The organism is Cupriavidus sp. F041 (assembly GCF_057814235.1).
The window spans coordinates 1,074,933-1,100,805 of sequence record NZ_JBVASY010000001.1 but is presented as its reverse complement, the minus strand read 5'-3'; the positions used below and the strand labels follow the sequence as shown (position 1 = coordinate 1,100,805).

General features: G+C 68.1%; 20 protein-coding genes. 15 read left to right on the top strand and 5 right to left on the bottom strand.

Annotation, left to right across the window (positions count from 1 at the left end; genetic code table 11):
* Positions 1-14: 14 nt before the first annotated feature.
* Positions 15-1,217: a glycine C-acetyltransferase gene (locus tag ACZY0R_RS05025; protein WP_488857402.1), complete on the bottom strand. Its 1,203-nt coding sequence runs from the start codon at positions 1,215-1,217 to the stop codon at positions 15-17.
* 310 nt (positions 1,218-1,527) lie between these two features.
* Between ACZY0R_RS05025 and ACZY0R_RS05020 the strand changes: the two genes are divergently transcribed.
* From ACZY0R_RS05020 to ACZY0R_RS04985, 8 genes are all read left to right on the top strand, one after another.
* Positions 1,528-2,937 carry an ABC transporter substrate-binding protein gene (locus ACZY0R_RS05020; RefSeq protein WP_488857401.1) on the top strand — a complete coding sequence of 470 codons (1,410 nt, stop codon included), beginning with the start codon at positions 1,528-1,530 and terminating at the stop codon, positions 2,935-2,937.
* Positions 2,938-2,987: 50 nt separating this feature from the next.
* The gene (locus ACZY0R_RS05015) at positions 2,988-4,031 is read left to right on the top strand and encodes an ABC transporter ATP-binding protein (protein ID WP_488857400.1); all 1,044 of its coding nucleotides are present in this window, start codon (positions 2,988-2,990) and stop codon (positions 4,029-4,031) included.
* Complete coding sequence (locus tag ACZY0R_RS05010) at positions 4,028-4,960, top strand: carbohydrate ABC transporter permease (RefSeq protein ID WP_488857399.1); 933 nt, start codon at positions 4,028-4,030, stop codon at positions 4,958-4,960. The genes ACZY0R_RS05015 and ACZY0R_RS05010 overlap by 4 nt, the downstream gene beginning before the upstream one ends.
* A 1-nt stretch (position 4,961) precedes the next feature.
* Entirely contained in the window at positions 4,962-5,828 is an 867-nt protein-coding gene (locus ACZY0R_RS05005) for a carbohydrate ABC transporter permease (RefSeq protein ID WP_447432526.1), read from the top strand.
* A gap of 99 nt (positions 5,829-5,927) precedes the next feature.
* Positions 5,928-6,413 (top strand): hypothetical protein, encoded by a 486-nt coding sequence (locus tag ACZY0R_RS05000; protein WP_488857398.1) that lies wholly within the window; start codon positions 5,928-5,930, stop codon positions 6,411-6,413.
* Positions 6,414-6,508: 95 nt separating this feature from the next.
* Positions 6,509-7,582, top strand: a complete 1,074-nt coding sequence (locus tag ACZY0R_RS04995; RefSeq protein WP_488857397.1) for an efflux RND transporter periplasmic adaptor subunit — start codon at positions 6,509-6,511, stop codon at positions 7,580-7,582.
* On the top strand, positions 7,582-10,707 hold the full coding sequence (locus ACZY0R_RS04990; RefSeq protein ID WP_488857396.1) for an efflux RND transporter permease subunit: 3,126 nt from the start codon (positions 7,582-7,584) through the stop codon (positions 10,705-10,707). Before ACZY0R_RS04995 ends, ACZY0R_RS04990 begins: the two co-directional genes overlap by 1 nt.
* A gap of 137 nt (positions 10,708-10,844) precedes the next feature.
* Positions 10,845-12,062 carry a TolC family protein gene (locus ACZY0R_RS04985; RefSeq protein WP_488859506.1) on the top strand — a complete coding sequence of 406 codons (1,218 nt, stop codon included), beginning with the start codon at positions 10,845-10,847 and terminating at the stop codon, positions 12,060-12,062.
* A 15-nt stretch (positions 12,063-12,077) separates the two neighbouring features.
* Here ACZY0R_RS04985 and ACZY0R_RS04980 read toward each other — a convergent pair whose 3' ends face one another.
* Positions 12,078-12,728 carry a TetR/AcrR family transcriptional regulator gene (locus tag ACZY0R_RS04980; RefSeq protein WP_488857395.1) on the bottom strand — a complete coding sequence of 217 codons (651 nt, stop codon included), beginning with the start codon at positions 12,726-12,728 and terminating at the stop codon, positions 12,078-12,080.
* A gap of 114 nt (positions 12,729-12,842) precedes the next feature.
* Here ACZY0R_RS04980 and ACZY0R_RS04975 point away from each other — a divergent pair, with 114 nt between their 5' ends.
* Positions 12,843-13,886: an SDR family oxidoreductase gene (locus tag ACZY0R_RS04975; RefSeq protein ID WP_488857394.1), complete on the top strand. Its 1,044-nt coding sequence runs from the start codon at positions 12,843-12,845 to the stop codon at positions 13,884-13,886.
* A gap of 35 nt (positions 13,887-13,921) precedes the next feature.
* Here the strand turns inward: ACZY0R_RS04975 and ada are convergent, their stop codons facing one another.
* Together ada and ACZY0R_RS04965 are read right to left on the bottom strand one after the other, a co-directional pair.
* Positions 13,922-14,989, bottom strand: coding sequence for a bifunctional DNA-binding transcriptional regulator/O6-methylguanine-DNA methyltransferase Ada (gene ada / locus ACZY0R_RS04970; RefSeq protein WP_488857392.1), 1,068 nt, complete (start codon positions 14,987-14,989; stop codon positions 13,922-13,924).
* A 116-nt stretch (positions 14,990-15,105) separates the two neighbouring features.
* Positions 15,106-15,858: a 2OG-Fe(II) oxygenase gene (locus ACZY0R_RS04965; RefSeq protein ID WP_488857391.1), complete on the bottom strand. Its 753-nt coding sequence runs from the start codon at positions 15,856-15,858 to the stop codon at positions 15,106-15,108.
* A 256-nt stretch (positions 15,859-16,114) separates the two neighbouring features.
* Here ACZY0R_RS04965 and ACZY0R_RS04960 point away from each other — a divergent pair, with 256 nt between their 5' ends.
* From ACZY0R_RS04960 to ACZY0R_RS04935, 6 genes are all read left to right on the top strand, one after another.
* On the top strand, positions 16,115-17,155 hold the full coding sequence (locus ACZY0R_RS04960; RefSeq protein ID WP_488859505.1) for a TRAP transporter substrate-binding protein: 1,041 nt from the start codon (positions 16,115-16,117) through the stop codon (positions 17,153-17,155).
* Between the two features lie 46 nt (positions 17,156-17,201).
* Positions 17,202-19,100 carry a TRAP transporter large permease gene (locus ACZY0R_RS04955; RefSeq protein ID WP_488857390.1) on the top strand — a complete coding sequence of 633 codons (1,899 nt, stop codon included), beginning with the start codon at positions 17,202-17,204 and terminating at the stop codon, positions 19,098-19,100.
* Between the two features lie 10 nt (positions 19,101-19,110).
* Entirely contained in the window at positions 19,111-20,190 is a 1,080-nt protein-coding gene (locus ACZY0R_RS04950) for a LacI family DNA-binding transcriptional regulator (protein WP_488857389.1), read from the top strand.
* A 115-nt stretch (positions 20,191-20,305) separates the two neighbouring features.
* Positions 20,306-20,635 carry a hypothetical protein gene (locus ACZY0R_RS04945; protein ID WP_488857388.1) on the top strand — a complete coding sequence of 110 codons (330 nt, stop codon included), beginning with the start codon at positions 20,306-20,308 and terminating at the stop codon, positions 20,633-20,635.
* Positions 20,636-20,845: 210 nt separating this feature from the next.
* On the top strand, positions 20,846-21,697 hold the full coding sequence (locus tag ACZY0R_RS04940; RefSeq protein ID WP_488857387.1) for a transcriptional regulator: 852 nt from the start codon (positions 20,846-20,848) through the stop codon (positions 21,695-21,697).
* A 142-nt stretch (positions 21,698-21,839) separates the two neighbouring features.
* Positions 21,840-23,453, top strand: a complete 1,614-nt coding sequence (locus tag ACZY0R_RS04935) for an MFS transporter (RefSeq protein WP_488857386.1) — start codon at positions 21,840-21,842, stop codon at positions 23,451-23,453.
* 25 nt (positions 23,454-23,478) lie between these two features.
* Here ACZY0R_RS04935 and ACZY0R_RS04930 read toward each other — a convergent pair whose 3' ends face one another.
* Positions 23,479-25,791 (bottom strand): ATP-dependent DNA helicase, encoded by a 2,313-nt coding sequence (locus ACZY0R_RS04930; protein ID WP_488857385.1) that lies wholly within the window; start codon positions 25,789-25,791, stop codon positions 23,479-23,481.
* Between the last annotated feature and the right edge of the window lie 82 nt (positions 25,792-25,873).

Here is a 25,873-nt window from a genome sequence, read left to right as displayed (position 1 = left end):
CTCCTGCACGAAGCTTAGGCGATGGCGCCGAACTTGCGGCCGACCTTTGCAAATGCGGCAACGGCCCGCTCGATCTGCTCGGCCGTGTGCGCGGCACTCATCTGCGTGCGGATCCGCGCCCGGCCCTTGGGCACCACCGGGAAAGAGAACCCGACCACATACACATGCTCTGCCAGCAACGCGTCCGCCATGCCGGAGGCCAGCGCGGCATCGCCCAGCATCACCGGGATGATGGGATGCTCGCCGGGAACCAGCGTAAAGCCCAGCGCCGTCATTTCGCGGCGGAAATGCTCGCCGTTCTCGCGCACGCGGGCGCGCAGCGCGGCGCCTTCCTCGCTGGCCAGCAGGTCCAGCACCTTCAGCGTGGCGGCGCAGATGCTCGGCGCGAGCGAGTTGGAGAAGAGATACGGGCGCGAGCGCTGCCGCAACAATTCCACGATTTCCCGGTGCGCGGCCACGTAGCCGCCGGAGGCCCCGCCCAGCGCCTTGCCCAGCGTGCCGGTAATGATGTCCACGCGGCCCTCCACGCCGCATAGCTCCGGCGTGCCGCGCCCGTGCTCGCCGACAAAGCCGACCGCGTGCGAGTCATCCACCATCACCAGCGCGCCGTAGCGGTCCGCCAGGTCGCAGATGGACCGGAGGTCCGCGATGATGCCGTCCATCGAGAACACGCCGTCGGTGGCGATCAGCTTGAAGCGCGCGCCGGCGGCATGCGCTTCGCGCAGCCGCGCCTCAAGGTCGCCCATATCGTTGTTGCGGTAGCGGTAGCGCTTTGCCTTGCACAGGCGCACGCCGTCGATGATGCTGGCATGGTTCAGTTCGTCGCTGATCACGGCGTCCTGATCATCAAGCAGTGTCTCGAACAGGCCGCCGTTGGCATCGAAGCAGCTCGAATAGAGGATGCTGTCGCCGGTGTGAAGGAACTTGGCGAGCACCGCCTCCAGGGTTTTGTGGACCGATTGCGTACCGCAGATAAAGCGCACTGACGCCATGCCGAAGCCATCCTGCTCCAGGCCACGCCGCGCCGCATCGATCAGGCGGCGATCGTCGGCCAGGCCCAGGTAATTGTTGGCGCAGAAGTTCAGCACATGCTCGCCGCCCGCGAGCCGGATGTCGGCGGCCTGTGGGCTGGCAATGACGCGCTCGGCTTTGTAAAAGCCGTCGGCTCGGATCGTGTCTAGCGTATCGCGGAGGTGGGAAAGATAGCGGTCGCGCATGGGAAGCCCCTGGCTAGGTTGTTGGGCGGCGTGGCTGACGCCAGCCTCCATGGTATGGCGAAAGCCGGAGGAATACCGGTTTGCGATGCGCGTGTTTTGTGCTGCGCTGCGCAAGTGGCGGCCGACGCTGGCTACCGATGCTGCTATGCGGCAGAGACCCGGCCAGTCCTTGAATCTGGATACTAAACCCAATGAAATCAAGCCTTTGTCTCTTTTCCTTGGGTTCGCCAACTCCTATCCTTAAGTCAGGTTGCGCATGCCACCGCGATCGGCGCGCATGCCGGCTAACGGCTTGCTTGCGGAGACGGCCATGAACGAAGATACGCGGATTGCACCTATCGAGCGAATCGTCTATTCGCGCCGGCACGAATCCACCGGCACCCTTATCGGCCACAACGCGCGGCGGCGCGGCCTGATTCAGGCCGCCGGGGCAACCGCGCTCGCTGCGGGCCTTGGCCCCTTTGTGCTGCCGCGTCGGGCGCGGGCGGCCAAACACACCTTGAAGATCCTCCAGTGGAACCACTTCGTACCGGGCTACGACAAGTGGTTCGACAACACCTACGTGAAGGAATGGGGCCAGCGCAACGATACCGAGGTCATCGTCGATCACGTGGGTATCCCCGCGCTGGCCACGCGGGCCGCGGCCGAGGTTTCCGCGCAAAAAGGGCACGACCTGTTCATGTTCCTGTCGCCGCCCCCGGTGTACGAGGAGCAGGTCATCGATCACCGCGAGATTTACGAGGAATGCCAGCGCAAGCATGGCAAGCCGGTCGAACTGGCGATCAAAAGTACGTATAACCCGAAGACGAAGAAGTACTTCGGCTTTTCCGACAGCTTCGTGCCGGACCCGATCAACTATCGCAAGGACCTTTGGGACGACGTTGGCATGGCCGCGCCCGATAACTGGCTGGATGTCCTTGCAGCGGGCAGGAAGATCAAGCAGAAACGCAATATTCCGGTCGGCATTGGCTTGTCCGCGGAACTCGACACCGCGATGGCGATGCGAGCCATCCTCTATGCATTCGGCGGCTCGGTGCAGGATGAGCGCCATACCGTGGTGCTGAACTCGAAGAATACGCTGGAGGCAGTCAAGTTCGTCAAGGCGCTGTACCAGGAAACCATGACGGCGGAGGTCTTGGCGTGGGACCCTTCGTCCAATAACCGAGCCATGCTCGCGGGCAAGATCTCGCTTTGCCTCAACGCGATTTCCATCACCCGCGAAGGCGAGAACAAGAACCTGCCGGTCACGCCGGACATCTGGCTCACGCAGGCCTTGCAAGGGCCGGTGCGGCGCATCGGCCTGGAGCATGTGATGGATTGCTACGTGATCTGGAAGTTCGCCGAGAACATTGCGGGCGCCAGGAAGTTCCTGGTGGACTATATCGACCACTTCCGCGACGGCTTCCTCGGCAGCGAGTTCTACAACTTCCCGTGCTTCCCGGGCACGGTGCCGGACCTGCAGAAGCTGATCGCCGACGATCCCAAGGCCAGGCCGCGCGACAAGTACAAAGTACTGGGCAGCCTGAGGAATCAGGCCACCAACGTCGGCTTCCCTGGCTATGCCAATGCGGCCACCGACGAGATCTTCAATACCTGGGTGCTCAACACCATGTTCGCCAAGGCCGCCACTGGCGACGAGACGCCGGAGAATGCCATCCGCGCCGCGGATGCGACCTGCAAGCGGATCTTCGCCAAGTGGCGGGAAAAAGGGCTGGTATGAGCCGCCCCCGCCGGGCCGGCGGTGTCGGGACGGGCGTGGCCCGATGAGCCATGGCCACGGTGGAGACCCGCTCGCTCACCAAGCGCTTCGACGGCGGCAACGCCGTCGACGGCATCAGCCTTGCCGTGCGCGAGGCCGAGTTCCTGGTGCTGCTGGGCCCGTCCGGCTCGGGCAAGACCACCTTGCTGCGCCTGATCGCCGGGTTGGAAGCGCCCACCTCCGGCGACATCCTGGTGGGCGGCCGTGTCGTCACCGGGCTGCCGCCGCGCGCGCACAACATGGCAATGGTGTTCCAGAGCTACGCGCTCTATCCGCACCTGAGCGTGGCCGGCAACATCGCCTTCCCGCTGCAGGCGCAGCGCATGCCGCGCGAGGCGATCGCGCGCAAGGTGAGCTGGGCCGCGGCGCTGTTCGGCATCGGCCACCTGCTGGCGCGCAAGCCGCGCCAGCTCTCCGGCGGCGAGCGCCAGCGGGTGGCGCTGGCGCGCGCGGTGGTGCGCGATCCGGTGGCCTTCCTGCTGGACGAGCCGCTCTCCAATCTGGACGCCAAGCTCAGGACTTCCGCGCGCGAGGAATTGCAGCAGTTGCAGCGGCGCCTGGCGGCCACCACGATCTACGTGACGCACGACCAGATCGAGGCGCTGGCGCTGGGCGATCGGGTCGCCATCCTCGACCACGGCCGCGTGCACCAGATCGGAACGCCGCAGCAAGTGTACGAGCAGCCGGCCGATACGTTCGTGGCCACGTTCATCGGCTCGCCGCCGATGAACCTGGTCGATACGGATGCGGTGGTGACGGGCTTCCGGCCGGAGCACTTCCTGCCGCGCGGTGTCTACGGCGATGATGAAATGCTGGAACCCTTTCCGTTCCATGTCACCCGCATCGAGAACCTCGGTTCCGACCGGCTGGTGTACGGCCTGCTGGAGCCACCGCTGCCGCCCGCCAAGGTCATCTCGCGGATTCCCTGCACGGTCACCTTCCCGCTGGAGACCGGTGCGCGCTACCCGTTCGTGGTGCGGCGTGCCGACCTGAGGCGCTTTGATCCGCGTTCCGGCGCCAGAGTGAGCGCGGCGCCGTCAGGGAGGCCCGCATGAGCGCCCGGTCTTCCGCCGCGCTTGCGCCACAGGCCGGCGCCTGGCATGTGCTGGAGGGCGAGCGCTGGCTAGGCGCCCTGATGCTGGCGCCGGCACTCATCTACATCGCGCTGCTGCTCGGCTTTCCCTTCCTGCTGTCGATCTACTACAGCCTGTCCGACATCACCGTGGGCAGCCGCGCCATGCATTTCGTTGGCCTGGAGAATTTCCGGCGCATCGTGCAGACCCCCACCTTCTGGCGCTCGCTCGGCAATGCGCTTGTGTTCACGCTGGTGTCGCAGGCGCTGGTGGTGATTCTGGCCAAGATCCTGGCGTTGGCACTGCTGCGCGACTTTCGCGGCAAATGGCTGGTGCGGCTGCTGATCCTGCTGCCGTGGGTGGCGCCGATCTCGCTGGGTTCGATCGGCTGGCTGTGGATCTTCGATCCGGTCTACAGCATCATCAACTGGACGCTGCGCGCGCTCGGCCTGCTCGGCCCGAATACCTGGCCGGTCTGGCTGGGCCAGCCGGACCTGGCGATGGCGTCGGTGATCCTGGTGGATGTCTGGCGCCTGCTGCCGCTGGCCACGGTCATCATCCTGGCCGGCCTGCATGGCATCCCGCAGGATATCCACGACGCCGCCGCCATGGACGGCGCCGGTTTCTGGCGCCACCTGTTCCGCATCAATATCCCGCTGGTGATGCCGATCATGCTGGTGGCGCTTCTGTTCGGCATCGTGTTTACGCTCACCGACATGATCATCATCTTCGTACTGACGCGTGGCGGGCCTTACGACACCACGCAGGTGCTGGCCAGCCTGGCATTTTTCACCGGCATCCAGGGCGGCGACCTGGCCGAGGGCGCGGCGATTTCGCTGTTCCTGTTCCCGCTGCTGGTAGCGGTGGTGGCCCTGCTGCTGACCGTCGCCAACCGCGCGGAGGTAGCCTGAAATGCGTGCCGATGCAAATCGCTGGAAGCACCGTGGCGAGCGCTGGGGCGCACGCTTCGGCCATGTCGCCATCCTTGCCGTCTTCGCGGGGTTCTGTGCTTTTCCCTTCTACTGGATGCTGATCACCACCTTCAAGGATGTCCACGACCTGATCAACACCGCCAATAACCCCTTCCTGTTCAACCAGCCGCCCACCCTGGACAACCTGCGCGTGCTGTTCCTGGAGACGCAGTACCTGCGCTGGATCGCCAATACGCTGCTGGTGGGCGCGATGGTGGTGGCCATCACCCTGCTGCTGGCGGTGCCCGCCGGCTACAGCCTGGCCCGGCTGGCAGGCAGCCGCGGCCGGCAGCTGGCGATCGCCATCTTCCTGACTTACCTGATCCCGCCCACCATCCTGTTCATTCCCTTCTCCCGCATCATCGGCGCGCTCGGGCTGCAGGATTCGCTGTGGTCGCTGGTGCTGGTGTACCCGAGTTTCACGGTGCCGTTCTGCACCTGGCTGATGATGGGTTTCTTCAAGTCGGTGCCGCGCGATATCGAAGAGGCGGCGATGATGGACGGGCTGAGCCGCTTCGGCGCATTCCTGAAGGTGGTGGTGCCGCTGTCGTCGGCCGGCATCCTGACGGTGGTCATATTCACGCTGACGCTGGTGATGCAGGAATTCGTCTATGCCCTCACCTTTATCACCAGTTCGTCGCAGTACACCGTCAGTGTTGGCGTGCCGACCTTCCTGGTGCGCGGGGACGTCTATTTCTGGGGCTCCCTGATGGGCGCCTGCCTGGTCGTCAGCGTGCCGGTGGCGGTGCTCTACAACCTGTTCGTCGACCGCTTTGTCGCGGGTTTCACCGTGGGCGCGGTGAAGTGAACGGGTTTGGCGGTGGGCGGTGCTGCGCGCCCGATGCGCGGCCTTTTCGCTTCGATAAGCCGGGCTGCGTCGCGCGGATCCTCGGCCTGCACAGATGCCATGAGAACTAGCCGCCGCCTCGAACTCGGTTACAATCGCACCATGTTTCGCGCAGACCGCCCCTCCTTCTTTCGGGGAGTCCTGCTGCTGTTGCTGTTCGCAATGCAGCTCCTGACCCCGCTTCTGCACGGCCATCTCGGAACCCCGAAGCTCCATGGCCTGCACGTGCACACGGCGCTGCAAGGTGCGGTTAATTCTTATTCTCCTTCCGCTTCGCCCAACGCTTCCGCTGCCCACGATGGCAGCGCGCTGGTCGCGGTCGAGCCGCTGGAGGTCGATGTACAGACCGCCATCGGCCCCATTGCCTTTACCCTCCACGTACAGGCCGCCGATGTGCTCGTCGGCCTGGTCTTCGCGTTCCTGCTGTTCGCGGCGCTGCCCTTGCCGGCACCCCGGCGCCTGCCCTGGCGCGAACGCACGCCGCCCCGATGGCGTGGCGGCGATAGCAGGCCGCCTCCGGCGCACGCTCCTCCCTTCGCATCCTGATTCCCCCGCCGGCCACGCCGGCGGTGCACGCTCGCGCGCCTGACCGGGACCGGTCAAGGCGTGCCGGGCGCTTCCATCCTGCTTTGGAGTCAGGCATGTTTTCCCGTCGAATGTTGTTCGTTGGCGCATTGCTTGCGTCAGCGCTGTTTCCCGTCGGCATGGCGCGCGCGCAGGCGCTGGCCTTGTCCGATGCCCAGGCCCGCGCGCTTGGCGTGCGGTTCGAGCCGGTCGCCAGTGCCGCGCAGCTTGAGATTGGCGCCAGCGGGCGCGTGGTGCTCAAGCCCGATGCGCAGTACGTGGTGGCGGCGCCTTATCCCGGCATGGTCTCGCGCGTGCTGGTGGCGATCGGCCAGCCGGTGCGCGCCGGCCAGCCGCTGGCCACCTTTGCCAGCCCGCAGTTGTTCGATGCGGGGCGTGCGCTGGCCGAAGCGCGCTCGCAGGCCAACCTGGCGCGGCTCGCGCTGGCGCGGGACCGCGGCTTGCATGAAGACGGCATCATCCCCGGCAGCCGCTGGCAGGCCACGCAGGCGCGCGCCGCCGAGGCGGCGGCGATGGTGCGCGCCCGCGAGGCCGAGATGGGCGCCGCGGGCATCGTGTTCGCCAGTGGCTCGGGCGAACCCCAGCTGGTGGCCGGCCGCGCCGGGCTGATCGCCGAGGTGAACGCGGTGCCCGGCACGCGCGTGGACGGCGCGGCGCCGTTGTTCCGCATCGTCGATCCCACCGCGCTGGAGCTTGATCTGCTGGTCGGCCGCGACATGCCGGCCCCAACCGGCGGCGAGCGCGTGGAAGTGCGCCAGCGCGGCGCCACCGGCAAGGTGGCCGGCGTGGTGCCGGCGAGCGACGGCACCGCCGCCGTGCGCGTGCGCGCGGCGCTGGACCAACGCGGCAGCCTGCAGGCCGGCGAAAGCGTGAATGTGATCGTGCACTTGCGTAGCACACCCGACGCCACTGGCGCCGGCCGCGCGCGGGTACCGGCTGCCGCGCTGACGTACTGGCGCGGCACGCCCGGCGTGTTCGTGGCGACCAAGGCCGGCGTGCGCTACCAGACCGTGGTGGTCGAGGCCGTGGACGATGCCGCGGCGACCGTGCGCGCCGCGCTGCCGGCCGGCACGCGGGTTGCGGTCGGCGGCGTGGGCGCGCTCAAGGGCATGCTGGCGGGAGGTCAGTGATGCTCGCCGGACTGATTGAATTCTCCCTGCGCCAGCGGGCGCTGGTGCTGATTGCCGCCTGCGTGCTGGCGGTGGCCGGCGCGTGGGCATACCTGAAGTTGCCCATCGATGCCTTCCCGGACATCTCGCCCACCCAGGTCAAGGTCATCCTGAAGATTCCCGGCATGACGCCGGAAGAAGTGGAGCAGCGCGTCTCCACGCCGATCGAGCAGGAACTGCTCGGCATTCCGCACAAGACCATCGTCCGCTCGGTATCGAAGTACGGCATCAGCGACGTGACGGTCGATTTCGAGGAGGGCGTGGACAGTTACTGGGCCCGCCAGCAGGTGTCCGAGCGGCTGTCCGGGCTGATGCGCGATTTGCCGCCCAACGCCATCGGCGGGCTGGCGCCGATCACCACGCCGCTGGGCGAGATGTTCATGTTCACGGTGGAAGGCGATGGTTTCTCGCTCGCCGAACGGCGCCGCGTGCTCGACTGGGTGATCCGCCCGGCCTTGCGGACGGTGCCTGGCGTGGCCGACGTCAACGCGCTGGGCGGCGCGGTGCGCAGCTACGAAGTCATCCCCGACCCGGCGCGGCTGCGCGCCCGCGCGGTCACGCTGGAGCAACTGCGCCAGGCGCTCGACGCCAACAACCGCAACGATGGCGCGGGCCGGGTGGAGCAGGGCGACGAGAACTGGGTGGTGCGCGTGGAAGGCGGCGTGCGCGGTGTGGAAGACTTGCGGCAGATCGTCATCGATGCGCCCGGCGCGCGCAATGGCATGCCGCTGGTGACGGTGGGCGATGTGGCCACCGTCAGGCTCGGCGTGGCCACGCGCAACGGCGCGGTCAGCAAGGACGGCCGTGGCGAAGCGGTCCAGGGGCTGGTGCTGGGCTTGCGCGGCGCCGATGCCCGCCAGCTGGTCACCGCCGTGCAGGCCAGGCTGGACGAGCTGGCGCCCCAACTGCCCAAGGGCATGTCCACGCACGTGTTCTACAACCGCGGCGAACTGGTCACCCGCGCCGCCAATACCGTGGTGCGCGCGCTGATTGAAGCCAGCCTGCTGGTGGTGGTGACGCTGTACCTGTTTCTCGGCGGCCTGCGCGCGGCGCTGGTGGTGGCGGCCACCCTGCCGCTGTCGATGCTGGCAACCTTCCTGCTGATGCGCTACGTGGGCCTGAGCGCCAACCTGATGAGCCTCGGCGGCCTGGCGATTGCGCTTGGCATGCTGGTGGACGCGGCGGTGGTGGTGGTGGAGAACATCGAGTCCGCCCTGGCGCGGGCGCACGGCCACAAGAGCGATCCGTCGCTGCGTGGCGCGGTGATCCGCCATGCCGTTGCCAGCGTCGCGCCGCCGATGCTGGCCGGTGTGTCGATCATCGCCATCGTATTCCTGCCGCTGTTGTCGCTGCAGGGCCTGGAGGGCAAGCTGTTCGGGCCGGTGGCGCTGACCATCGTGCTGGCGCTGGTGTCGTCGGTGGTGATCGCGTTCACCGTGGTGCCTGCGCTGGCATCGCTGCTGCTGCGCGCGCATGCCGACGAGGCGCCGTACCTGATGCGCAAGTTGGCGAGCGGGTTTGCCAGGCTGCAGGACTGGAGCGCGCAGCATCGCCGCATCGTCTTTGCCGCGGCGGGCGTGGCGCTGGCGCTGGCGGTGGCGCTCTACCTGTCGGTGGGCAAGACCTTCATGCCCACCATGGACGAGGGCGACCTGATCGTGCAGTTGCAAAAGGCGCCGTCGGTCTCGCTGGCCACTTCGGTGGACCTGGACCTCCGGGTGCAGCAGGCGCTGCTGGCCGAGGTGCCGGAGATCCGCTCGATCGTGGCGCGCTCCGGCTCGGACGACCTCGGCCTGGACCCGATGGGGCTGAACGAGACCGACACCTTCCTGGTGCTAAAGCCAAAGGACCAGTGGCGCGGCAGCAAGGAAGATATCACCACCGCCATCCGCCACGTCATGGAACGCTTCCCGGGCGTGGTGTATGGCTTCACCCAGCCCATCGAAATGCGCGTGTCGGAAATGCTGACCGGCACGCGCGGCGACGTGGCCATCAAGGTGTTCGGCAGCGATCTCGGCGTCATCGACACGGCCGCGCAGGCCATTGCAGCGCGCGTGCGCAAGATCGCCGGCGCGGCGGAAGTCATCGCGCCCAGCAACGAGGGCGTGCAGTACCTCACGCTCGCGCTGGACCGCGCGGCCGTCGGTCGCGCGGGGCTTTCCGGCGATGCGCTGCAGGCGCTGCTGCGCGCGCAGGTGGAAGGCGAGCGCATTGGCATCGTGCCGGAGGGCACCGTGCGCACGCCGCTGATCCTGCGAGGCGGCGAAAGCCTGCGGCAGACGCCGGAGATGTTCACCAGCCTGCAGGTGACGGCACCGGATGGCACGCCCTGGCCGCTCACCTCGTTGGCGCAGGTGCGGCGCGTGGAAGGGCCGGTGCGGATCAACCATGAAGACGGCGGACGCTTCGCGGTGATCCAGGTCAGCGTGGAAGGGCGCGACCTGACCGGCTTCGTGCAGGAGGCGCAAGCCGCCGTGGCTGGCCTGGCCGGGCTGCCCAAAGGGCTGCGCGTGGTTTGGGGCGGGCAGTTCGAGAACCAGCAGCGCGCCGCCGCGCGTCTTGCGCTGGTGGTGCCGCTCGCGCTGGGGGCCATCTTCCTGCTGCTGATGCTGACCTTTCGCTCGATCCGGCAGGCGGCGCTGGTCATTGCCAATATCCCGTTCGCGCTGGTGGGCGGCATCGCCGCGTTGCGGGTGGCGGGCGAATACCTATCGGTGCCTGCCTCGGTGGGCTTTATCGCGCTGCTTGGCATTGCCGTGCTCAACGGCGTGGTGCTGGTCTCGCATTTCAATACCTTGCTGGAGGAGGGGCGGCCAGTGGCGGAGGCGGTGCGCACCGGCGTGCGCGACCGCTTGCGGCCGGTGCTGATGACCGCCTGCATCACCGCGCTGGGCATGATCCCGCTGCTGCTGGCGACCGGGCCGGGATCGGAGATCCAGCGTCCGCTGGCCATCGTCGTCTCGGGCGGGCTGGTGAGTGCCACCGCGCTGACCCTGCTGCTGTTGCCGCTCTTGTTCGAGCGCTACGGCGTGGCGCGCTCGCGCGAGGAAAACCAGGGCCGCATGGAACAAGGAGTGGGGCAATGAAGAGCGCAACCAAGAGCGCAACCAAGAGCGCAACCAGGAGCGCGAAGGGCGCAACGAAGGGAGCAATGCGCGGGATTGCCGCCGCTTCGGCGTTCGCCGTGGCAACGGCCGTCTCCCTGATGGCCGCAACCGGCGGCATGACGAGTACCGCGTGGGCGCAGGCGATCCGGCCCGCCGAAGCCGGCATCCTGCCTCCGGAAGCCGCCGTGCGCGAGGCGGTCGGCCAGTCCCCCGACGTGCAGATGGCCGAAGCGCACCGCGATGCGGTGCTGGCCCGCGCGGACGGCATCCGTGCCGGCACCGCCGAGGCCGTGGTGCGCGCCATCGGGCAGGGCCGGCAGGTGCGGGAGCCGTCCGAGCGGTATGCCGAAGGGCAACTGGCGCTGGAGCGCCCGCTGCGGTTATGGGGCAAGGCCGATGCCGATGGCGCGCTGGCCGATGCGACCGTGCAGTCCGGCCAGCTCGCCGTGATGGATGCGCGCCATGAGGTCTCGCGGCAGATCCTGTCGCTGTGGTTCGCGGCGCTGCGCGCGCAGCAGGCAAGGGCCGCGGCGCAGGGCAACGACAGCCTGGCTGCCGAGTTGGCGAGCGTGACCGCGCGGCGCGTACAGGCAGGCGATGCGGCGCGCATGGATCACGAACTCTTGCTGGCCGAGCGCTCCCGCACGGCTGCCGCGCTGGCGAGCGCGCGGGCGGCCGAAGCCGCGGCGCAAGCCGAGCTGCGCGCGCGCTTTCCGGGGCTTGGCGTGCCCGGCGGCCTGCCTGCGGAGGTTCGCCTGCAGGCCTTGCCGGACGATTCCGCCGACGCGCTGCGCATCCGCTATGTGGAGGACAGCCACGAGTTCCGCCTTGCTCAGTCCGAGGAGATGCAGGCGCAGCGGCAGGCCCGGCGCACCGACCTGGAGCGCAAGCCCGACCCGACCGTGGGCGTGTTCTTCACGGTCGAGCGCGGCGGCGCGGAGCGGATTGCCGGTGTGAGCATCGCCATGCCGCTGGGCTCGGCGCACCGGCGCTCGTCGGCGGTGGCCGCCGCCGCCGAAGCGGAGGCCGCGGCCCGCCGCCGCCTGTCGGTGGAGCGCCGGATCGGTGCGGAGTTCGAGGTGCTGTATCGCGGGCTGGAAGGCAAGCGGGCCGCGGCCATGGCCCAGTCCGAGGCGCTGGCGCTGCAGCGCAGCGCCGCCGCGCGCACCGGGCGGGCCTACAAGGCAGGCGAAACCGGCTTGAGCGAACTGCTGATCATCCGGCGCGCGCTGGCCGACACCACGCTGGCCGAACGCGTGGCCATGGTCGACGCGCTGGAGGCGGACAGCCGGCTGCGGCTGGACCTGCACCGAATGTGGGATTTCGACGACTGAGGCGCGGGGCACCCGCTAACGGCGACGCGCGGCGGGCGCCCCGCCCGCAGCCTCGGCACTGGCCAGCAGGCCGCGCAGGAAGACCATGAGCATGCGGCCCGTGGGGTCGGGATGCGTCGTGGCCCGTTGCAGCGCAAGCCCATGCGCAAGCGCCATGAAGCTGGCGGCCAGCTCTTCCGGTGCGGCTGGCGGTACGCGGCCAAGGTGCCGGAACAGCCGTTCGATCAGGCGGCCTAGTTCCGCGCGGTGCGTTTCCCAGATGGTGCGATATGCGGCGGCGAACGCCGGGCTGCGATTGGCGTGCATTTGCAGCTCGATCGAGAGCATGGCCCAGTCCGTCTCCGCGTTGAGCGTCGCCGCCCAGGCATCCAGGCCCGCGAGCACCTCACTGCCCGAGCGTTCGGCGGTATCGAACACCGTGGCAAGCTGCCGCGCCTCGGCTTCCATGTGTCCGCGCAGCAGGTCGAGCAGCAGCGCCTCCTTGTCAGGGAAGTTCGAGTAGAACGCGCCCTGCGAATAGCCAGCTTCCTCTGCGATATCCCGGATCGACGTGCCACCAAAACCGCGCTGCACGAATAGCCGCCGTGCTGCATCAAGCAGGCGTTCGCGGGTTTGCGCCTGGCTTTGCTCGCGGCTTAGCCGCTTTCGTGGGGTGGGTTGGTTCATTGGCGTGGCGGGTGGCGATAACGATAGCAATTGCTTTTGGGACTTCAACTGTTATGATAACGGATGTCAATTGATATCTGAAATTGCAATGAACTCCGAAATGCAGGGGCTGCCATGAACTTGAATACCGCTTTCGTTACCGGGGCCACCGGCCTGCTGGGCAACAATCTCGTGCGCGCACTGCTCGACCGCGGCGTGGCTGTCAAGGCGCTCGTCCGTTCGCAGGAAAAAGGACAGCAGCAATTCGCCGGCCTTGCCGGCGTCGAGCTTGTGGTTGGTGACATGGAGAACGTTCCCGCCTTCGCGCCGGCCCTGCACGGCTGTGACGTGGTGTTCCATACCGCCGCCTTCTTCCGCGACAACTACAAGGGCGGCAGTCACTGGGAAACGCTCAGGCGCATCAATGTCGACGGCACGGCTGCCCTGATCGGGCAAGCCTATGCCGCTGGTGTACGGCGCTTCGTGCAGACCTCGTCCATTGCCGTGCTCAACGGCGCGCCGGGCGCGGTGATCGATGAAACCAACGATCGCGATCTCGCCGAGGCGGACGACTACTATCGCAGCAAGATCCTGGCGGACCGCGCGGTCCGGGACTTCCTCGAGACAACCCCCGACATGCATGCCACCTTCGTGCTGCCCGGCTGGATGTGGGGGCCGGGCGATATCGGCCCGACTTCCGCCGGCCAGGTGGCGCTCGACACGGTGCTGGCCAAGCTGCCGGGCCTGGTTCCGGGGAGTTTCTCCGTGGTCGACGCCCGCGACGTCGCGCTGGCGCTGATCGCCGCCGCGCAGCGCGGCCGGCGTGGCGAGCGCTATCTCGCGGCGGGCCGGCATATGACGATGCGCGAGCTGATCCCGTTGATCGGCCGCATCGCCGGCGTGCCAACACCGGCGCGCGCGCTGCCCCTGCCACTGCTGTATGCGCTCGCCGGCGTACAAGAGATCTACGCGCGCCTGAGCGGCAAGCCGGTCCTGCTCAGCCTGGCCACCGTGCGGCTGATGGTGAGCGAAGCGGACCGGACCCGCTTCAGCCACGCCAAGAGCGAGCGCGAGCTGGGCCTGGGATTCAGGCCGGTCGAGGAAACCGTGCGCGATGTCATCTCGTGGTATCGGGGGCACGGCTGGTTGCCCACCGAACGTGGCGCGCTGACTCGCTGACAAGCTGACGCGTACGCCGCAGGCGGCTGCGCTATTCACAATGACGCTTGCGCTTCCCGCTCGAGCAACTCGCGCTTGCGCTCCACGCCCCAGCGGTAGCCGGACAGGTTGCCATCGCTGCGCACCACGCGATGGCAGGGAATCGCCACGGCGAGATGGTTGGCGCCGCAAGCCTGCGCCACCGCGCGCACGGCCTTGGGTGCGCCGATGCGCGCGGCGATCTCGGCGTAGCTGGCGGTCGTGCCGGAAGGAATTTCCCGCAGCGCTTGCCACACGCGCTCCTGGAACGCCGTGCCGCGGACATCCAGCGGCAGGTCCAGGCCCAGCGACGGCGCTTCGATCAGGCCTACCACCCGCGCGATCCATTGCTCGAAGCCGGCATCGCCCCCAATCAGGTTGGCCTTGGGAAACTGGTCCTGCAACTCGCGCGCCAGCGCGTCTGGATCGTCGCCCAGCAGGATCGCGCACACGCCACGCTCGCTGCGCGCGACCAGGATCGAACCGAGCGAGCACTCCCCGACGGCAAAGCGGATATCGGTATTGGCGCCACCGGCGCGGTACCGGCTGGCCGTCATGCCAAGCATCTGGTCCGAGGCCTCGTAGAAGCGGCTGTTGGAGTTGAAGCCCGCGTCGTAGATGGCTTCGGTGACGGAGCCGGCGCGGCCCAGTTGCGCGCGCAGTTTGCGCGCGCGGTGCGCGTCGGCGTAGGCCTTCGGCGTGAGGCCGGTGACCGCCCTGAAGACACGATGGAAGTGATAGGGGCTCAGGCCGGACTGCGCGGCGAGCATGTCCAGCGTGGGCGGATTGTCCGCGCGTTCGATGGCCCGGCAGGCCTCGGCGACGATGGCGGCGTGCTGCGCGGCCACCGCCGCCTGATCGGCCGCCGCGCGCTGGCTCGGGCGGTAGCCGGCCGCTTCGGCGGCCTCGGGCGTGTCGAAGAATTCCACGTTCTCCGGACGCGGCAGGCGAGACGGGCTGCCGGGCCGGCAGTAGATGCCGGTGGTCTTCACGGCATAGACGAAGTCGCCGTCGACAGCCGGGGCGCGGGCGAGCACGCGTGCCCAGCGCGGGTCGCGTTCGGCGGAGTTCGGCGGGATTTCCATGGCGGTCCTCGAACTGGGTGTCTGGTGGCGTTTCATGGGTTCACTGTATGCCGGTGGAGCGGGCTGCGCACTCCGGGCCTTGCGGTCAAATTCCGCGGGTGGTTTCCGCGTTACCCCTACAGGGCATCGTGGAAGATGATCCCCACCGTATGCCGCTGGCCCGAGCGCAGGCGGCTGACGCCGTGGCGCAGCTTGACCCGGTAGCTGCCGCGCGTGCCCTGCACCGGGCGCTGGTTGACCGCGAACACCACCGCGTCGCCCTTGCGCAGCGGCACCACCTCGGCGCGGGACTGCATGCGCGGGCGCTGCTCCGTCAGCACGAATTCGCCGCCGGTAAAGTCCTGGCCCGGCTCGGAGAGCAGGATGGCTGCCTGGATGGGGAAGACGTGTTCGCCGTACAGGTCCTGGTGCAGGCAGTTGTAGTCGTCCGGGCCGTATCGGAGGATCAGCGGGGTGGGGCGAGTCTGGCCGGCTGCGTGGCAGCGTTCCAGGAAATCGGCGTGCCGGGCGGGGTAGCGGGTGTCGATGGCCATGGCTTGGTTCCAGCGGTTGGCGATCGGGACGAGGTAGGGATATAGCGCGCCGCGCAGGCTTTCGATCAGGGCAGGCAAGGGGTAGCTGAAATACTTGTATTCGCCTTGGCCGAAGCCGTGGCGGCTCATTACCACGCGGGAGCGGAAGGGCGTGTCGAGGGGGTAGAGGGCCGAGAGCGTGTCGCACGCCTTGGGGGCGAGCAGGTTTTCCATGACGGCGTAGCCGTGGTGGTCCAGGTTATGTGCGATGGCGTCCCAGTCCAGGCTCTCTATGCGCGGGGTGGCCTCTTCACTGGTTTTCGCGCTGCGGGTTGCCGTTGCGTGGCTTGCTTTCATGCTGCGGCCTTTCGTGGTTCGTGTCGATGGAACGAACTTTAGAGGAGGATCCAGGCGGCATCACTCCGTGTCTTGCTGTTGAATTCTCTCGTTCGTGCATGCTCTCCCCGCGCCTGGCCCGCCGATGTGCGCCGCCCGCTGCCCTGCCAGTTCGCCGCGCTTGCTTTTGGCTCCCACTCGCCTATGATCTCGTCAATCGTTTCAGTAAACCGTTTTACTGAAACGCTTAATACGAAGTTGTCCGGCCCTGCCCATGATGGAGTCTTACGAAGTGTGCAATGCTTTTCGCCGCAAGATCATGAAGTCCTCGCTGGCGCTTGCCGCGGGTTCCGCGCTGCCGCGCGCTGCGATGGGCGCCGATGCGCCGGTGGTGCTGCGCTGTTCCTCGGCCATGCCGGTGGACCAGAATTCGGCCCAGTACCTGTGGTTCGAGCGCTTCCGTGAGTGCCTGCGCGCGGCGGTGGGCGAGCGCATCCGTGTCGATTATTTTCCTAACGGGCAGTTGGGCAAGGAGGCCGACGTGGTGCAGCAGGTGCGCCTGGGCTCGATCGACATGATGGTCACCGGGAGTTCGATCTGGGCCACCGCATTGCCTGAGCTGGCACTGCTCGACCTGGGCTATCTGTTCGACGGCTGGGCGCACCTGGCGCGCGCGCTGGATGGCGGCGTGGCCGCGCGCTTTGATGCCATGCTGCGCGAGCGTACCGGTTGCCGCGTGATCGGATGGGGCGCCTTCTTCAACGCGCGCAGCGTCTATACCCGCAATCCGGTGACCTCGCTGGCGGCGCTTCAGAAGGTGAAGCTGCGCGTGCTGCCCACGCAGATCTTTGTCGACACCTTTCGCCTGATGGGCGCCATTCCCACGCCGATTCCCTTCAACGAGGTCTATACGGCGGTACAGACCGGCGTGGTGGCGGGCTTCGAGCACGACGCCGCCAGCGTGCTGGCCAACAAGCTCAATGAGGTGGTCGGGCATTGCTGGCTGACCGAGCACCTGTTCAGTGCCAGCGTTGCCGTGCTGGGCAAGCGGGCATGGGAAAAGCTGCCGCTCGAGCTGCAGGCGCCGCTGCTGCAGGCGGCCGCGCAGGCCAGCGTCTACCAGCGCGAGGTGGCGCCGCAGCGTGGCCAGCGGGCCATGGATGCGCTGCGCCAGCTCGGGCTGGCCTTCCATCCCATGCGCGCCACGGAGCGGGAGTCGGTCCGCTCCCGCATGCAGGCGCAGCTATGGCCGGGATTCACCGCCAGCTATCCCGCTACCCGGCCGCTGCTGGCGGCGATCGAAGCCGCGCGCGCCTGAGCAGCATGGGCGTGCCATCCTGTCTCTGCGCGCAAGGCGCGGCGGTATGAGCGCGAACCCGCTGGACGATGCCGGGGGCGTCGCCGCACACGCCTCCGATGGGCGTGCCGGCAGCGTGCCGGGCCGCTTGTCCAGGCTGGCCGAATACCTCTGCGCGGCAGCGCTGGCCGCCGACGTATTGCTGGTGTGCGCATCGGTGATCTGCCGCTACCTGCTGCACGCGCCGCTGGAGTGGGCCGAGGATGGCGCGCGGCTGTTGATGGCGGTACTTGTGTTCTTCGGCGCCGGCACGGTGCTGGCGCGTGGCCGGCATCCCGGCTTCGAGGTCTTTCGCAACCGGCTGCCGAGCAGGTGGCAGTCTCTTGCCACGCGGCTGTGCGCGTGGATGATCGCTGCGGTGTCGGTCATGCTGTTCGCTTCATCGGTGCTGCTGCTGCTCGACGCGCGCAACGTCAGCACGCCGCTGGGCCTGCCGCAGTGGCTCCATGTCCTGCCGGCTTGCCTGGGCAGCCTGTACCTGAGCGCGATTGCGCTCGCCAATGCACTGAAGGGGGGCCGTGCCAAGTGGCTGGCCTTGTTGCTGGCGACGTTGCTGTGCGCCGCAGTGTGGGGGTGGAACACGCTGTCCGGCACGGTGGCCGGCAGCGGCTGGCAGGTTCCGCCGTGGTTGCTGCTGGCCGTGGGTTTTGCCGGCGGCATGCTGCTGGGCATGCCGATTGCCTTCGTGCTGGGGCTGGCCGCGCTGCTGTTTTTCCTGGCAGAGCCGTCGCTGCCGCTGATCGTCTATTCGCAGCAGGTGCTCTCCGGCATGGATCATTTCGTGCTGCTGGCGATCCCCTTCTTCGTGCTGGCGGGCCTGCTGATGGAGGTCAACGGCATGTCGGCGCGCCTGGTGGAGTTGCTGGTGCTGGCCTTCGGCCGCGTGCGCGGTGCCATGAACCTGATCGCCATCGTGGCGACGGCGGTCTTCTCCGGGGTGTCCGGCTCCAAGCTGGCGGATATTGCCGCGGTGGGCGGCATCGTGGTGCCGGCGGTGCGCCGCACGCGGCAGGATGCCAACGAAACCGCGGCGGTGCTCGCCAGTTCAGCCGTGATGGCGGAGACCATCGCCCCGTGCATCAACCTGATCCTGATGGGCTTTGTCGCCAACATCTCCATTGGTGGCCTGTTCCTGGCCGGCGTGGTCCCGGCCGTGGTGATGGCGCTCGGCCTGATCGTCCTCGCCGTGGCCCGCGGCAGCCGCATCGATCCTGCCCTGGCCTTTCCGGTGCGCAAGTCCAGGTGCAAGCTGGCCGGCGGCGCGCTGGCCACCCTGCTGATGATCGCGATGATCGGCAAGGGCGTGACATCGGGCATGGCTACTTCGACCGAGGTGTCCGCCTTTGCGGTGGTCTACGCGTTGCTGGTGGGGGTGCTGGTGTTCCGCGAGCTCGATGTGCGCGCCGTGGTGCGCCTGTTCGCGCGGGCCGCGGCCATGACCGGCAGCATCCTGTTCGTGATCGCGACGGCATCGAGCCTGGCATTCGCGCTGTCGATCCAGCAACTTCCCGGCCTGCTCCAGCACGCCATGACCGGGCTGGCGGTGCATTACGGCAGTTCCGCCTTCCTGCTGGTGTCGGTGCTGCTGACGATCGTGTTCGGCACCATCCTGGAGGGCGCGCCGGCGCTCATCCTTTTTGGTCCGCTGCTGGCGCCCATTGCCGCGCAGGCCGGCGTGCATCCGCTACACTTCGGCACTGTGATGGTGATCGCCATGGGGTTCGGCCTGTTCATGCCGCCGCTGGGCCTGGGGCTGTTCGCCACGTGCGCGATGACCGGCACGCGCATGGAGCAGGTCGCCGGGCCGATGCTGAGGTACCTGGTGCTGCTGTTGCTGATTTTGCTGCTGTTGGTCCTGATGCCATCGCTCACGCTATGGCTACCCCGACTGATGAAGCTGGCATGAGAACCCGATAATGGCAACCATACAAGACGTCGCCAGACTGGCGAACGTGTCCGTGAGCTCCGTTTCCAACGTGCTCAATGGACGCACCGAGCGGCTCAATCCCGCCACCTTCGAGCGGGTGCAGGAGGCGATCCGCACGCTCGGCTTCCGCCCCAGCCAGGTTGCGCGCCAGCTCAAGACCGGGCAGACGCCCATGCTGGGCCTGCTGGTGCCTTCCACCGCCAATCCGATGTACGGCCAGCTCGCGCTGAAGATCGAGGCCGAAGCACAGCGCCAGACCGGCTATCGCGTGCTGCTGGGCAACACCAACCGCGACCGGGAGCAGGAGTCGCGCATGCTCGACGACCTGCTCTCGTTTGGCGTGCACGGCGTGATCATCGTCTCGTCGCTGACCGACGAGCAGCATTTCGAGCCGGCGACCCGCCAGGGGCTGGCGATGGTGAGCTACGACGGCGGCGCCGATCCCAACATGCCTGTGCGCATCGACCATGTCGCGCCCGACAACTTCCAGGCAGGCCACCTGGCCGCCTCGCACCTGATCGCCCTTGGCCACCGGCATATCGCATTCGTCATGCCCGCCGGGCGCACCGTCAGCCGCGCGAGCAAGATTGCCGGTTTTGAGGCCGCGGCAACAGAGGCCGGGATCGCAGAAACGGCAGAGGTGATAGAGTGCCCGCCCGCCGCGCACTATGGCGATGCCGAACTGGCCGAACTGGGCCAGCTCCTGGCCGCTCGGCTGGCGCGCACCACGGCGCGCCCGACCGGGCTGATCGCGGTCAACGACATGATGGCGATCGGGCTGATGTCGGGTTTGCACCAGGCCGGTTTGTCGGTGCCGGCCGACGTTTCAGTGATTGGCATGGACGATATCGGCATGTGCTCATACACCAATCCCGCGCTCACATCGGTGGCCATGCCTTTTGGCGACATGGCGGAAGCCATGGTGCGCCGGGTCATGCTGCGGCTGGCGCAACCCGGGCTGGCGCCGATTCGCCTGTGTTTCCCCAGCGGCCTGGTGGTGCGCCAGTCCACCGCGCCGCCGCCTGCCGTCAACCGCGTGGCCGGCGCGCCGGCCCGAAGGCGAGGCTGACCTGTGCATTGCAGCCCGTGGCGGCCGGGGGGAGCCCGCCGCCAGGGGCTGGTGGTGACGCGCACGGCGTGCGCGTGATGGTGTTGGAATGATCTGTATCGTGGAGGAGCGAGAGATGGTGCCCGACAAACCGGAACGCCGGCAGGCAGGACCAGGACCGGCCAGAACCTATATCGAGGCGGGATACGCCATTGAAGTGGATATCCTGCAAGTGGAGGACGGAAGCTGGGGATCGCTCGTCCGCCTGTCAAAGCTGGCCGACGGCCAGATGCCCGCCGCGCACTTCATGCTCAACCGCACATTCGAGGACCGTGCCATGGCGTTTTCCTACACACTGGCGCTGACGCGTGCATGCGTAACGCAGTTCGCACCGGCCGACGCGACCACGATCGCCGAGTTGCTCAAGGCCGGCAACGCCGGCCGGGCCGACAAGGCTGACGAATAGGGGGAGGGGGCAGGCCGCGACGAGAGGCTACTCAGGACGATTTCGACGAGGCGCAAAGCAGATGAGACGACCGGAATGACATAGCGCCGGCCCTGGCCGGTGCCTGGCGTCCGGCTGACGATCGCGACGGCACGCGTGGCCATTACCTGGCTGAACGGCACGTTGCGGCAAGTGCGGAAGGGGGGCCCACCAGGCAATCAGGGGGGCAGCATGGAAAACACCGAGGTGTTCACAAGGCAGGAACTGGACACTTATTTTGCGTCGTATGTCGGCATGGAGGGTGGGAATCCCCGGGCTTCGGTCTGGTTCTGCGACAGGAGTCCGAATCCCTGGTCCGAGCACCTGAAAGCGCCGCTCGAGCCCCGCATGGCGCCGTTGTCGTGGGACCGCGCGTTTCGTGAAGCGCATCGGGGCAGCATGGGCAAATGGCTTAGTCACCAGCGCATTGCCCGCATCATGGCCGCCGCCCGCGCCGAGGTGCTGGGCCTTCGCGATGCTGACGCCGACTGGAAGCCGTATTACGAGCACTGCCTGTATTCGTCCCGCGGCGCCGAGTTCAAGCTCAACCTGTTTCCCTTGCCCGTGCAGCTCGATGGCCTGACCCCCTGGTCCAGGGTGTTCCGCGGCCAGCCCGAACTGGTGCCCAAGGAGCGTTACCTGGACCTGTGCCGGTACGGCGGACGCTTCCGCTTCCTGGCCCAGATGTGCGCGCGCTGGCGGCCAAAGGTGGTGGTGTGCCTGGGCCATCGGCACACCGAGGATTTTGTCAGTGCATTCGCGCTGGACGGCGCGGCGATGCAAGAGCGGCAGTTGCAGCCCGCCGACCTGGTGAAATCCCTGCGCGTGGTCACGCGGGGCGACAGCACCTGGATTATCTGCCCGGCACTGGCCGGCCCCTCCGGCCTGACCTCCGACGTGCTCCTCAGTGCTTTTGGCAAGCTGCTTGCCGCCAGGCTCGATCCGGCCGACTTCGCTCCGGCGAGCGAGGCGAGCGAGGCGCGCCAGGCAGCGGATGTTCGCCCGTGGCCGCAGCCCGCGTCGCACCTGGGCCCGCCTCGCTGACAACGCCTGTCAGCCGATGCTCAGGCGCCATCGCGCGGGCAGTGATTTCCGGCGCTCGATAGTGGCATGCCCGCGGGGACCCATGCCGCGCATACCGCATCCTACAATCCATGGGTGTCGCTTTCGTGGACCTGGAGCTGAGATGAATCAGGAGCTTTCCCGTGCAGGCTCCGCGGTAGCCGCGCCTGCCGCCGGGCCGTGGAGTCCCTTGCGCAACAAGGTGTTCCGGGCCATCTGGCTGGCCACGCTGGCGTCCAATATCGGTACCTGGATGCATGATGTCGGCGCCGGCTGGATGATGACGTCGGTCAGCCCGTCGCCACTGATGGTGGCGCTCGTGCAGGCGGCCACGACGCTGCCGATGTTCCTGTTCGCCCTGCCGTCCGGCGTGCTGGCCGATATCGTGGACCGGCGCAAATACCTGTTGTTCGCGCAAGCCTGGATGCTGGTGGTGGCGGCGGCGCTCGGCCTGCTGGCGCTGGCCGGGCTGGTAACGCCCGCGGTGCTGCTGGCCGCCACTTTCCTGCTGGGCATTGGCGCGGCGATGAGCGCGCCGCCGTTCCAGGCCATTGTGCCGGACCTGGTGCCCAAGCCGGAGCTGCAGTCGGCGGTGGCGCTCAACTCGCTGGGGGTGAACATCAGCCGGGCGATCGGGCCCGCGCTGGGCGGCGTCGTGCTGACGCTGTTCGGGCCGCCGGCGGTGTTCCTGATCAACGCGGTGTCGGTGCTGGGGGTGCTGTGGGTGATCTACCGGTGGCAGCCGGCGCAGGTCACGCGGCGCTTGCCGCCCGAGCATTTCCTCCCGGCCGTGCGGGCTGGCCTGCGCTACGTGCAGGCGGCGCCGGTGCTGCAGGTGGTGCTGGTCCGCGCGGTGGCCTTCTTTGTGTTCGGCAGTGCCGGCTGGGCGCTGTTGCCGCTGGTGGCGCGCAAAGGGCTGGCGGTGGGGCCGGGCGGCTACGGGCTGCTGCTGGCTTGCGTGGGGGCGGGGGCGATCGGCGGCGCCCTGGTGCTGCCGCGCCTGCGCCAGCTGCTCTCGCCCGATCGCCTGGTGCTTGGCGCCAGCGTGATTTTCGCGCTGGTCTTGTTGGCCATGTCGGTCTTCAGGAGCTTCGCCTTGATCGCCGCCGTGCTGCTGTTCGCGGGCCTGGCCTGGATCGTCGTGCTGTCCGTGCTCAATGGCGGCGCGCAGCGCAGTTCGGCGGGCTGGGTGAAGGCACGGGCGCTGGCGGTCTACCTGGTAGTGTTCTTCGGCGCCATGGCGGCCGGCAGCGCAGTGTGGGGGCAGGTAGCCTCGCTCAAGGGGACGGACCTGGCGCTGCAGGTGGCCGGCTCGGGCATGCTGCTGGCCGCCGTGGCGGCCTTGCGCTGGAGTCTGGCCGATTCGCCGGACCTGGATCTCACGCCGTCGCCGCACGATGCCAGCGTGCCGCTTTCCGAAGAGACCGCCGGCGATCGCGGGCCGGTGATGATCACCGTCGAATACCACACCGACCCGGGGGATGCCGCCGCGTTTCTCGCCGCTGCCCGCGAAATGCGGCGCGTGCGCAGGCGCGGCGGGGCGCTGTCGTGGAGCCTGTTCGAGGACATGGAAGCGCCCGGCCGCTACGTGGAAACGTTTGTGATCGAGTCGTGGCTGGAGCACCTGCGCCAGCACGAGCGCTTCAGCGCCAACGACAAGGCGATCCAGGCCCGCGTCCATGCCTTGCATCGCGGCCCGGCGCCGCCGCGGGTGCGGCACCTGGTCTCGCCGCCGTAGCGGCTGCATGGCGGCTTACGTAAGGCTAGGCACTCCCCGGCGTCTCGCCGGTTTCGATTGCGACTTCCCACCAGGCCGGCAACAGGGCGCGCACCTCCGGCCGTGCGAAGCGGTCGTCGATCAGGTGCACCACGCCGCGGTCCGCCTCGGTGCGGATCACGCGCCCGGCCGCCTGCACGACTTTTTGCAGGCCGGGATAGAGGTAGCCGTACTCGTAGCCGCAGCCGAATGCCGACTGCATCCTGCGCATGGTCAGTTCATTGACCGGGTTGAGCTGCGGCAAGCCGAGCGTGGCGATAAAGGCGCCGATGAGCCGCTCCCCCGGCAGGTCGATGCCCTCCGCGAAGGAACCGCCAAGCACCGCGAACCCGATGGCGCAGGTTCCGGGCGCAAAGGCCGCCAGGAACTCGGCCTGCTCGGCCTCGGTCATGGCGCGCGACTGCCGGCGCACGGCAATATCCGGGCAGCGCTGCTCAAAGGCGTCCGCCACTTGCCGCAGGTAATCGTGGCTGCTGAAGAATGCGAGGTAGTTGCCCGGACGCGCCCGGTACTGCGCGCCCAGCAGGTCCACGATGGGGCGCACGGAGCGCTCGCGGTCGCGGTAGCGCGTGGAAATATTGCCGGCGATACGCACCGCCAACTGGTCGGCGCGGAAGGGCGACTGCACTTCCAGCCAGACCGTGTTGCGTGGCAGGCCCAGCGTGTCGCTGACAAAGCGCGCGGGGGTCAGCGTGGCGGAGAACAGCGTGGTGGCATGGGCCGCCGCGAACCGGGGCGCCAGGAAGGGAGCGGGGATGAGGTTGCGCACGGCAAGGCGGCCCTTGCCTGTCTTGCTCCAGGCGGGGCGCGTTGCGGATTCGGCGGCGCCAGCCTCCTTGCTGACATCGAAGACCGAATGCGCGTCGAGCGACTCGGCCAGGCGGCAGAAGTGCAGGGCATCGAAATAGAAGCGCTGCAGCGCCGGGCCCACGCTTTCCGGCGCTTCGGTGAGCTGGTCCAGGATGGCCGATGCCGTGCGCTCCAGCGCCGCGATAAACGGGCCGGGAATTTCCGGGTACGCGGCATAAGCGCTCTCCTGCGCCTTCGCCAGCAGGTTCCACTGGCCGCAGAGCCGGCGCAGCGCGCTGGCGAGCGGCCTTGGCGCGCCGCGCCGCAGTTCGGGCAGCACCGCGGGATCCAGCTCCGCCGAGTACATCTTGCGCGCCCGCTCCAGCAGGTTGTGCGCCTCGTCGACCAGCACGCCGACGCGCCAGTCGTTGGCGGCGGTCATGCCATGCAGCATGGCGGCGCGGTCGAAGTAGTAGTTGTAGTCGCCGATCACGAGATCCGCCCAGCGCGCCATTTCCTGGCCCAGGTAGTACGGGCAGATATCGTGGCTGAGTGCGATCTGCCGCAAGGCTGCGCGATCGAGCAGGGCCTGCCCGGCGGCGTCCTGCCGTGCTGCCGGCAGGCGGTCGTAGAACCCGCGCGCGAGCGGGCACGATTCGCCGTGGCAGGCGCGGTCCGGCTGCTCGCAGGCCTTGTCGCGCGCGGTCAGTTCCAGCACCCGCAGGCGCAGGCCGGCGTTACCGTCGCGCAGTCCCTGCGCGGCGTCCAGCGCCATCTGGCGGCCGGTGGTCTTGGCGGTCAGATAGAACACCTTGTCGACCTGGCCCTGGGGCACCGCCTTGAGCATGGAGAACAAGGTGCCTGCTGTCTTGCCGATGCCGGTAGGGGCCTGCGCCAGCAGGCAGCGGCCCGAGCGTCCGGCGCGATAGACGGCTTCGGCCAGGTCACGCTGCCCGCGCCGGAACGAGGCATGGGGAAAGGCCATGCCTTGCAGCGCCTGGTCGCGCACCGCGCGATGCGCGCTCTCCTGCAAGGCCCAGTTGACGAAGCGCTCGCACTTCTCTTCGAAGAATGCCCGGAGTTGCCCGGCCCCGAACTGCTCGCTGAAGCCCGACTCCTGCTGGCTCGCCACGTCGAAATAGACCACGCCCACCTGCATGCCGGCGAGACCGAGTTTTTCGCATAGCAGCCAGGCATAGATCTTCGCCTGGGCCAGGTGCAATTGCCGATGGTTCTCGGGCAGCGCGGTCCAATCGCCGCGCACCGTCTTGATTTCTTCCAGCAGGTTCCGGGCGGGATCGTAGCCATCGGCGCGCCCGCGCACCCGCAGGTTCCTGAACTCGCCCTGCAGGCTGATCTCGGACTGGTACGCGGCGCCTCGCCGCGACTGCACCAGGGCATGGGCTGCCATGCCGTCGGCGGCGGTAGGCGAAGGCGTGAAGCGCACGTCGAGATCGCCTTGCTTGGCGGTGAATTCGCACAAGGCACGCACGGCGACGGTGTACGTCATCAGCCTCGCTCCTGTGTCGGAGACGTGGCGGGCGGGATCGGCAAGGAGGCAACCTTCCCGGTGTAGGGGATGGCGCACTTGG

Bases quoted from the DNA above. Each gene is read 5' to 3' on its own strand.
- ACZY0R_RS05025 (WP_488857402.1), bottom strand. From the start codon at position 1,217: ATGCGCGACCGCTATCTTTCCCACCTCCGCGATACGCTAGACACGATC.
- ACZY0R_RS05020 (WP_488857401.1), top strand. From the start codon at position 1,528: ATGAACGAAGATACGCGGATTGCACCTATCGAGCGAATCGTCTATTCG.
- ACZY0R_RS05015 (WP_488857400.1), top strand. From the start codon at position 2,988: ATGGCCACGGTGGAGACCCGCTCGCTCACCAAGCGCTTCGACGGCGGC.
- ACZY0R_RS05010 (WP_488857399.1), top strand. From the start codon at position 4,028: ATGAGCGCCCGGTCTTCCGCCGCGCTTGCGCCACAGGCCGGCGCCTGG.
- ACZY0R_RS05005 (WP_447432526.1), top strand. From the start codon at position 4,962: ATGCGTGCCGATGCAAATCGCTGGAAGCACCGTGGCGAGCGCTGGGGC.
- ACZY0R_RS05000 (WP_488857398.1), top strand. From the start codon at position 5,928: ATGAGAACTAGCCGCCGCCTCGAACTCGGTTACAATCGCACCATGTTT.
- ACZY0R_RS04995 (WP_488857397.1), top strand. From the start codon at position 6,509: ATGTTTTCCCGTCGAATGTTGTTCGTTGGCGCATTGCTTGCGTCAGCG.
- ACZY0R_RS04990 (WP_488857396.1), top strand. From the start codon at position 7,582: ATGCTCGCCGGACTGATTGAATTCTCCCTGCGCCAGCGGGCGCTGGTG.
- ACZY0R_RS04985 (WP_488859506.1), top strand. From the start codon at position 10,845: ATGACGAGTACCGCGTGGGCGCAGGCGATCCGGCCCGCCGAAGCCGGC.
- ACZY0R_RS04980 (WP_488857395.1), bottom strand. From the start codon at position 12,728: ATGAACCAACCCACCCCACGAAAGCGGCTAAGCCGCGAGCAAAGCCAG.
- ACZY0R_RS04975 (WP_488857394.1), top strand. From the start codon at position 12,843: ATGAACTTGAATACCGCTTTCGTTACCGGGGCCACCGGCCTGCTGGGC.
- ada (WP_488857392.1), bottom strand. From the start codon at position 14,989: ATGGAAATCCCGCCGAACTCCGCCGAACGCGACCCGCGCTGGGCACGC.
- ACZY0R_RS04965 (WP_488857391.1), bottom strand. From the start codon at position 15,858: ATGAAAGCAAGCCACGCAACGGCAACCCGCAGCGCGAAAACCAGTGAA.
- ACZY0R_RS04960 (WP_488859505.1), top strand. From the start codon at position 16,115: ATGGAGTCTTACGAAGTGTGCAATGCTTTTCGCCGCAAGATCATGAAG.
- ACZY0R_RS04955 (WP_488857390.1), top strand. From the start codon at position 17,202: ATGAGCGCGAACCCGCTGGACGATGCCGGGGGCGTCGCCGCACACGCC.
- ACZY0R_RS04950 (WP_488857389.1), top strand. From the start codon at position 19,111: ATGGCAACCATACAAGACGTCGCCAGACTGGCGAACGTGTCCGTGAGC.
- ACZY0R_RS04945 (WP_488857388.1), top strand. From the start codon at position 20,306: ATGGTGCCCGACAAACCGGAACGCCGGCAGGCAGGACCAGGACCGGCC.
- ACZY0R_RS04940 (WP_488857387.1), top strand. From the start codon at position 20,846: ATGGAAAACACCGAGGTGTTCACAAGGCAGGAACTGGACACTTATTTT.
- ACZY0R_RS04935 (WP_488857386.1), top strand. From the start codon at position 21,840: ATGAATCAGGAGCTTTCCCGTGCAGGCTCCGCGGTAGCCGCGCCTGCC.
- ACZY0R_RS04930 (WP_488857385.1), bottom strand. From the start codon at position 25,791: ATGACGTACACCGTCGCCGTGCGTGCCTTGTGCGAATTCACCGCCAAG.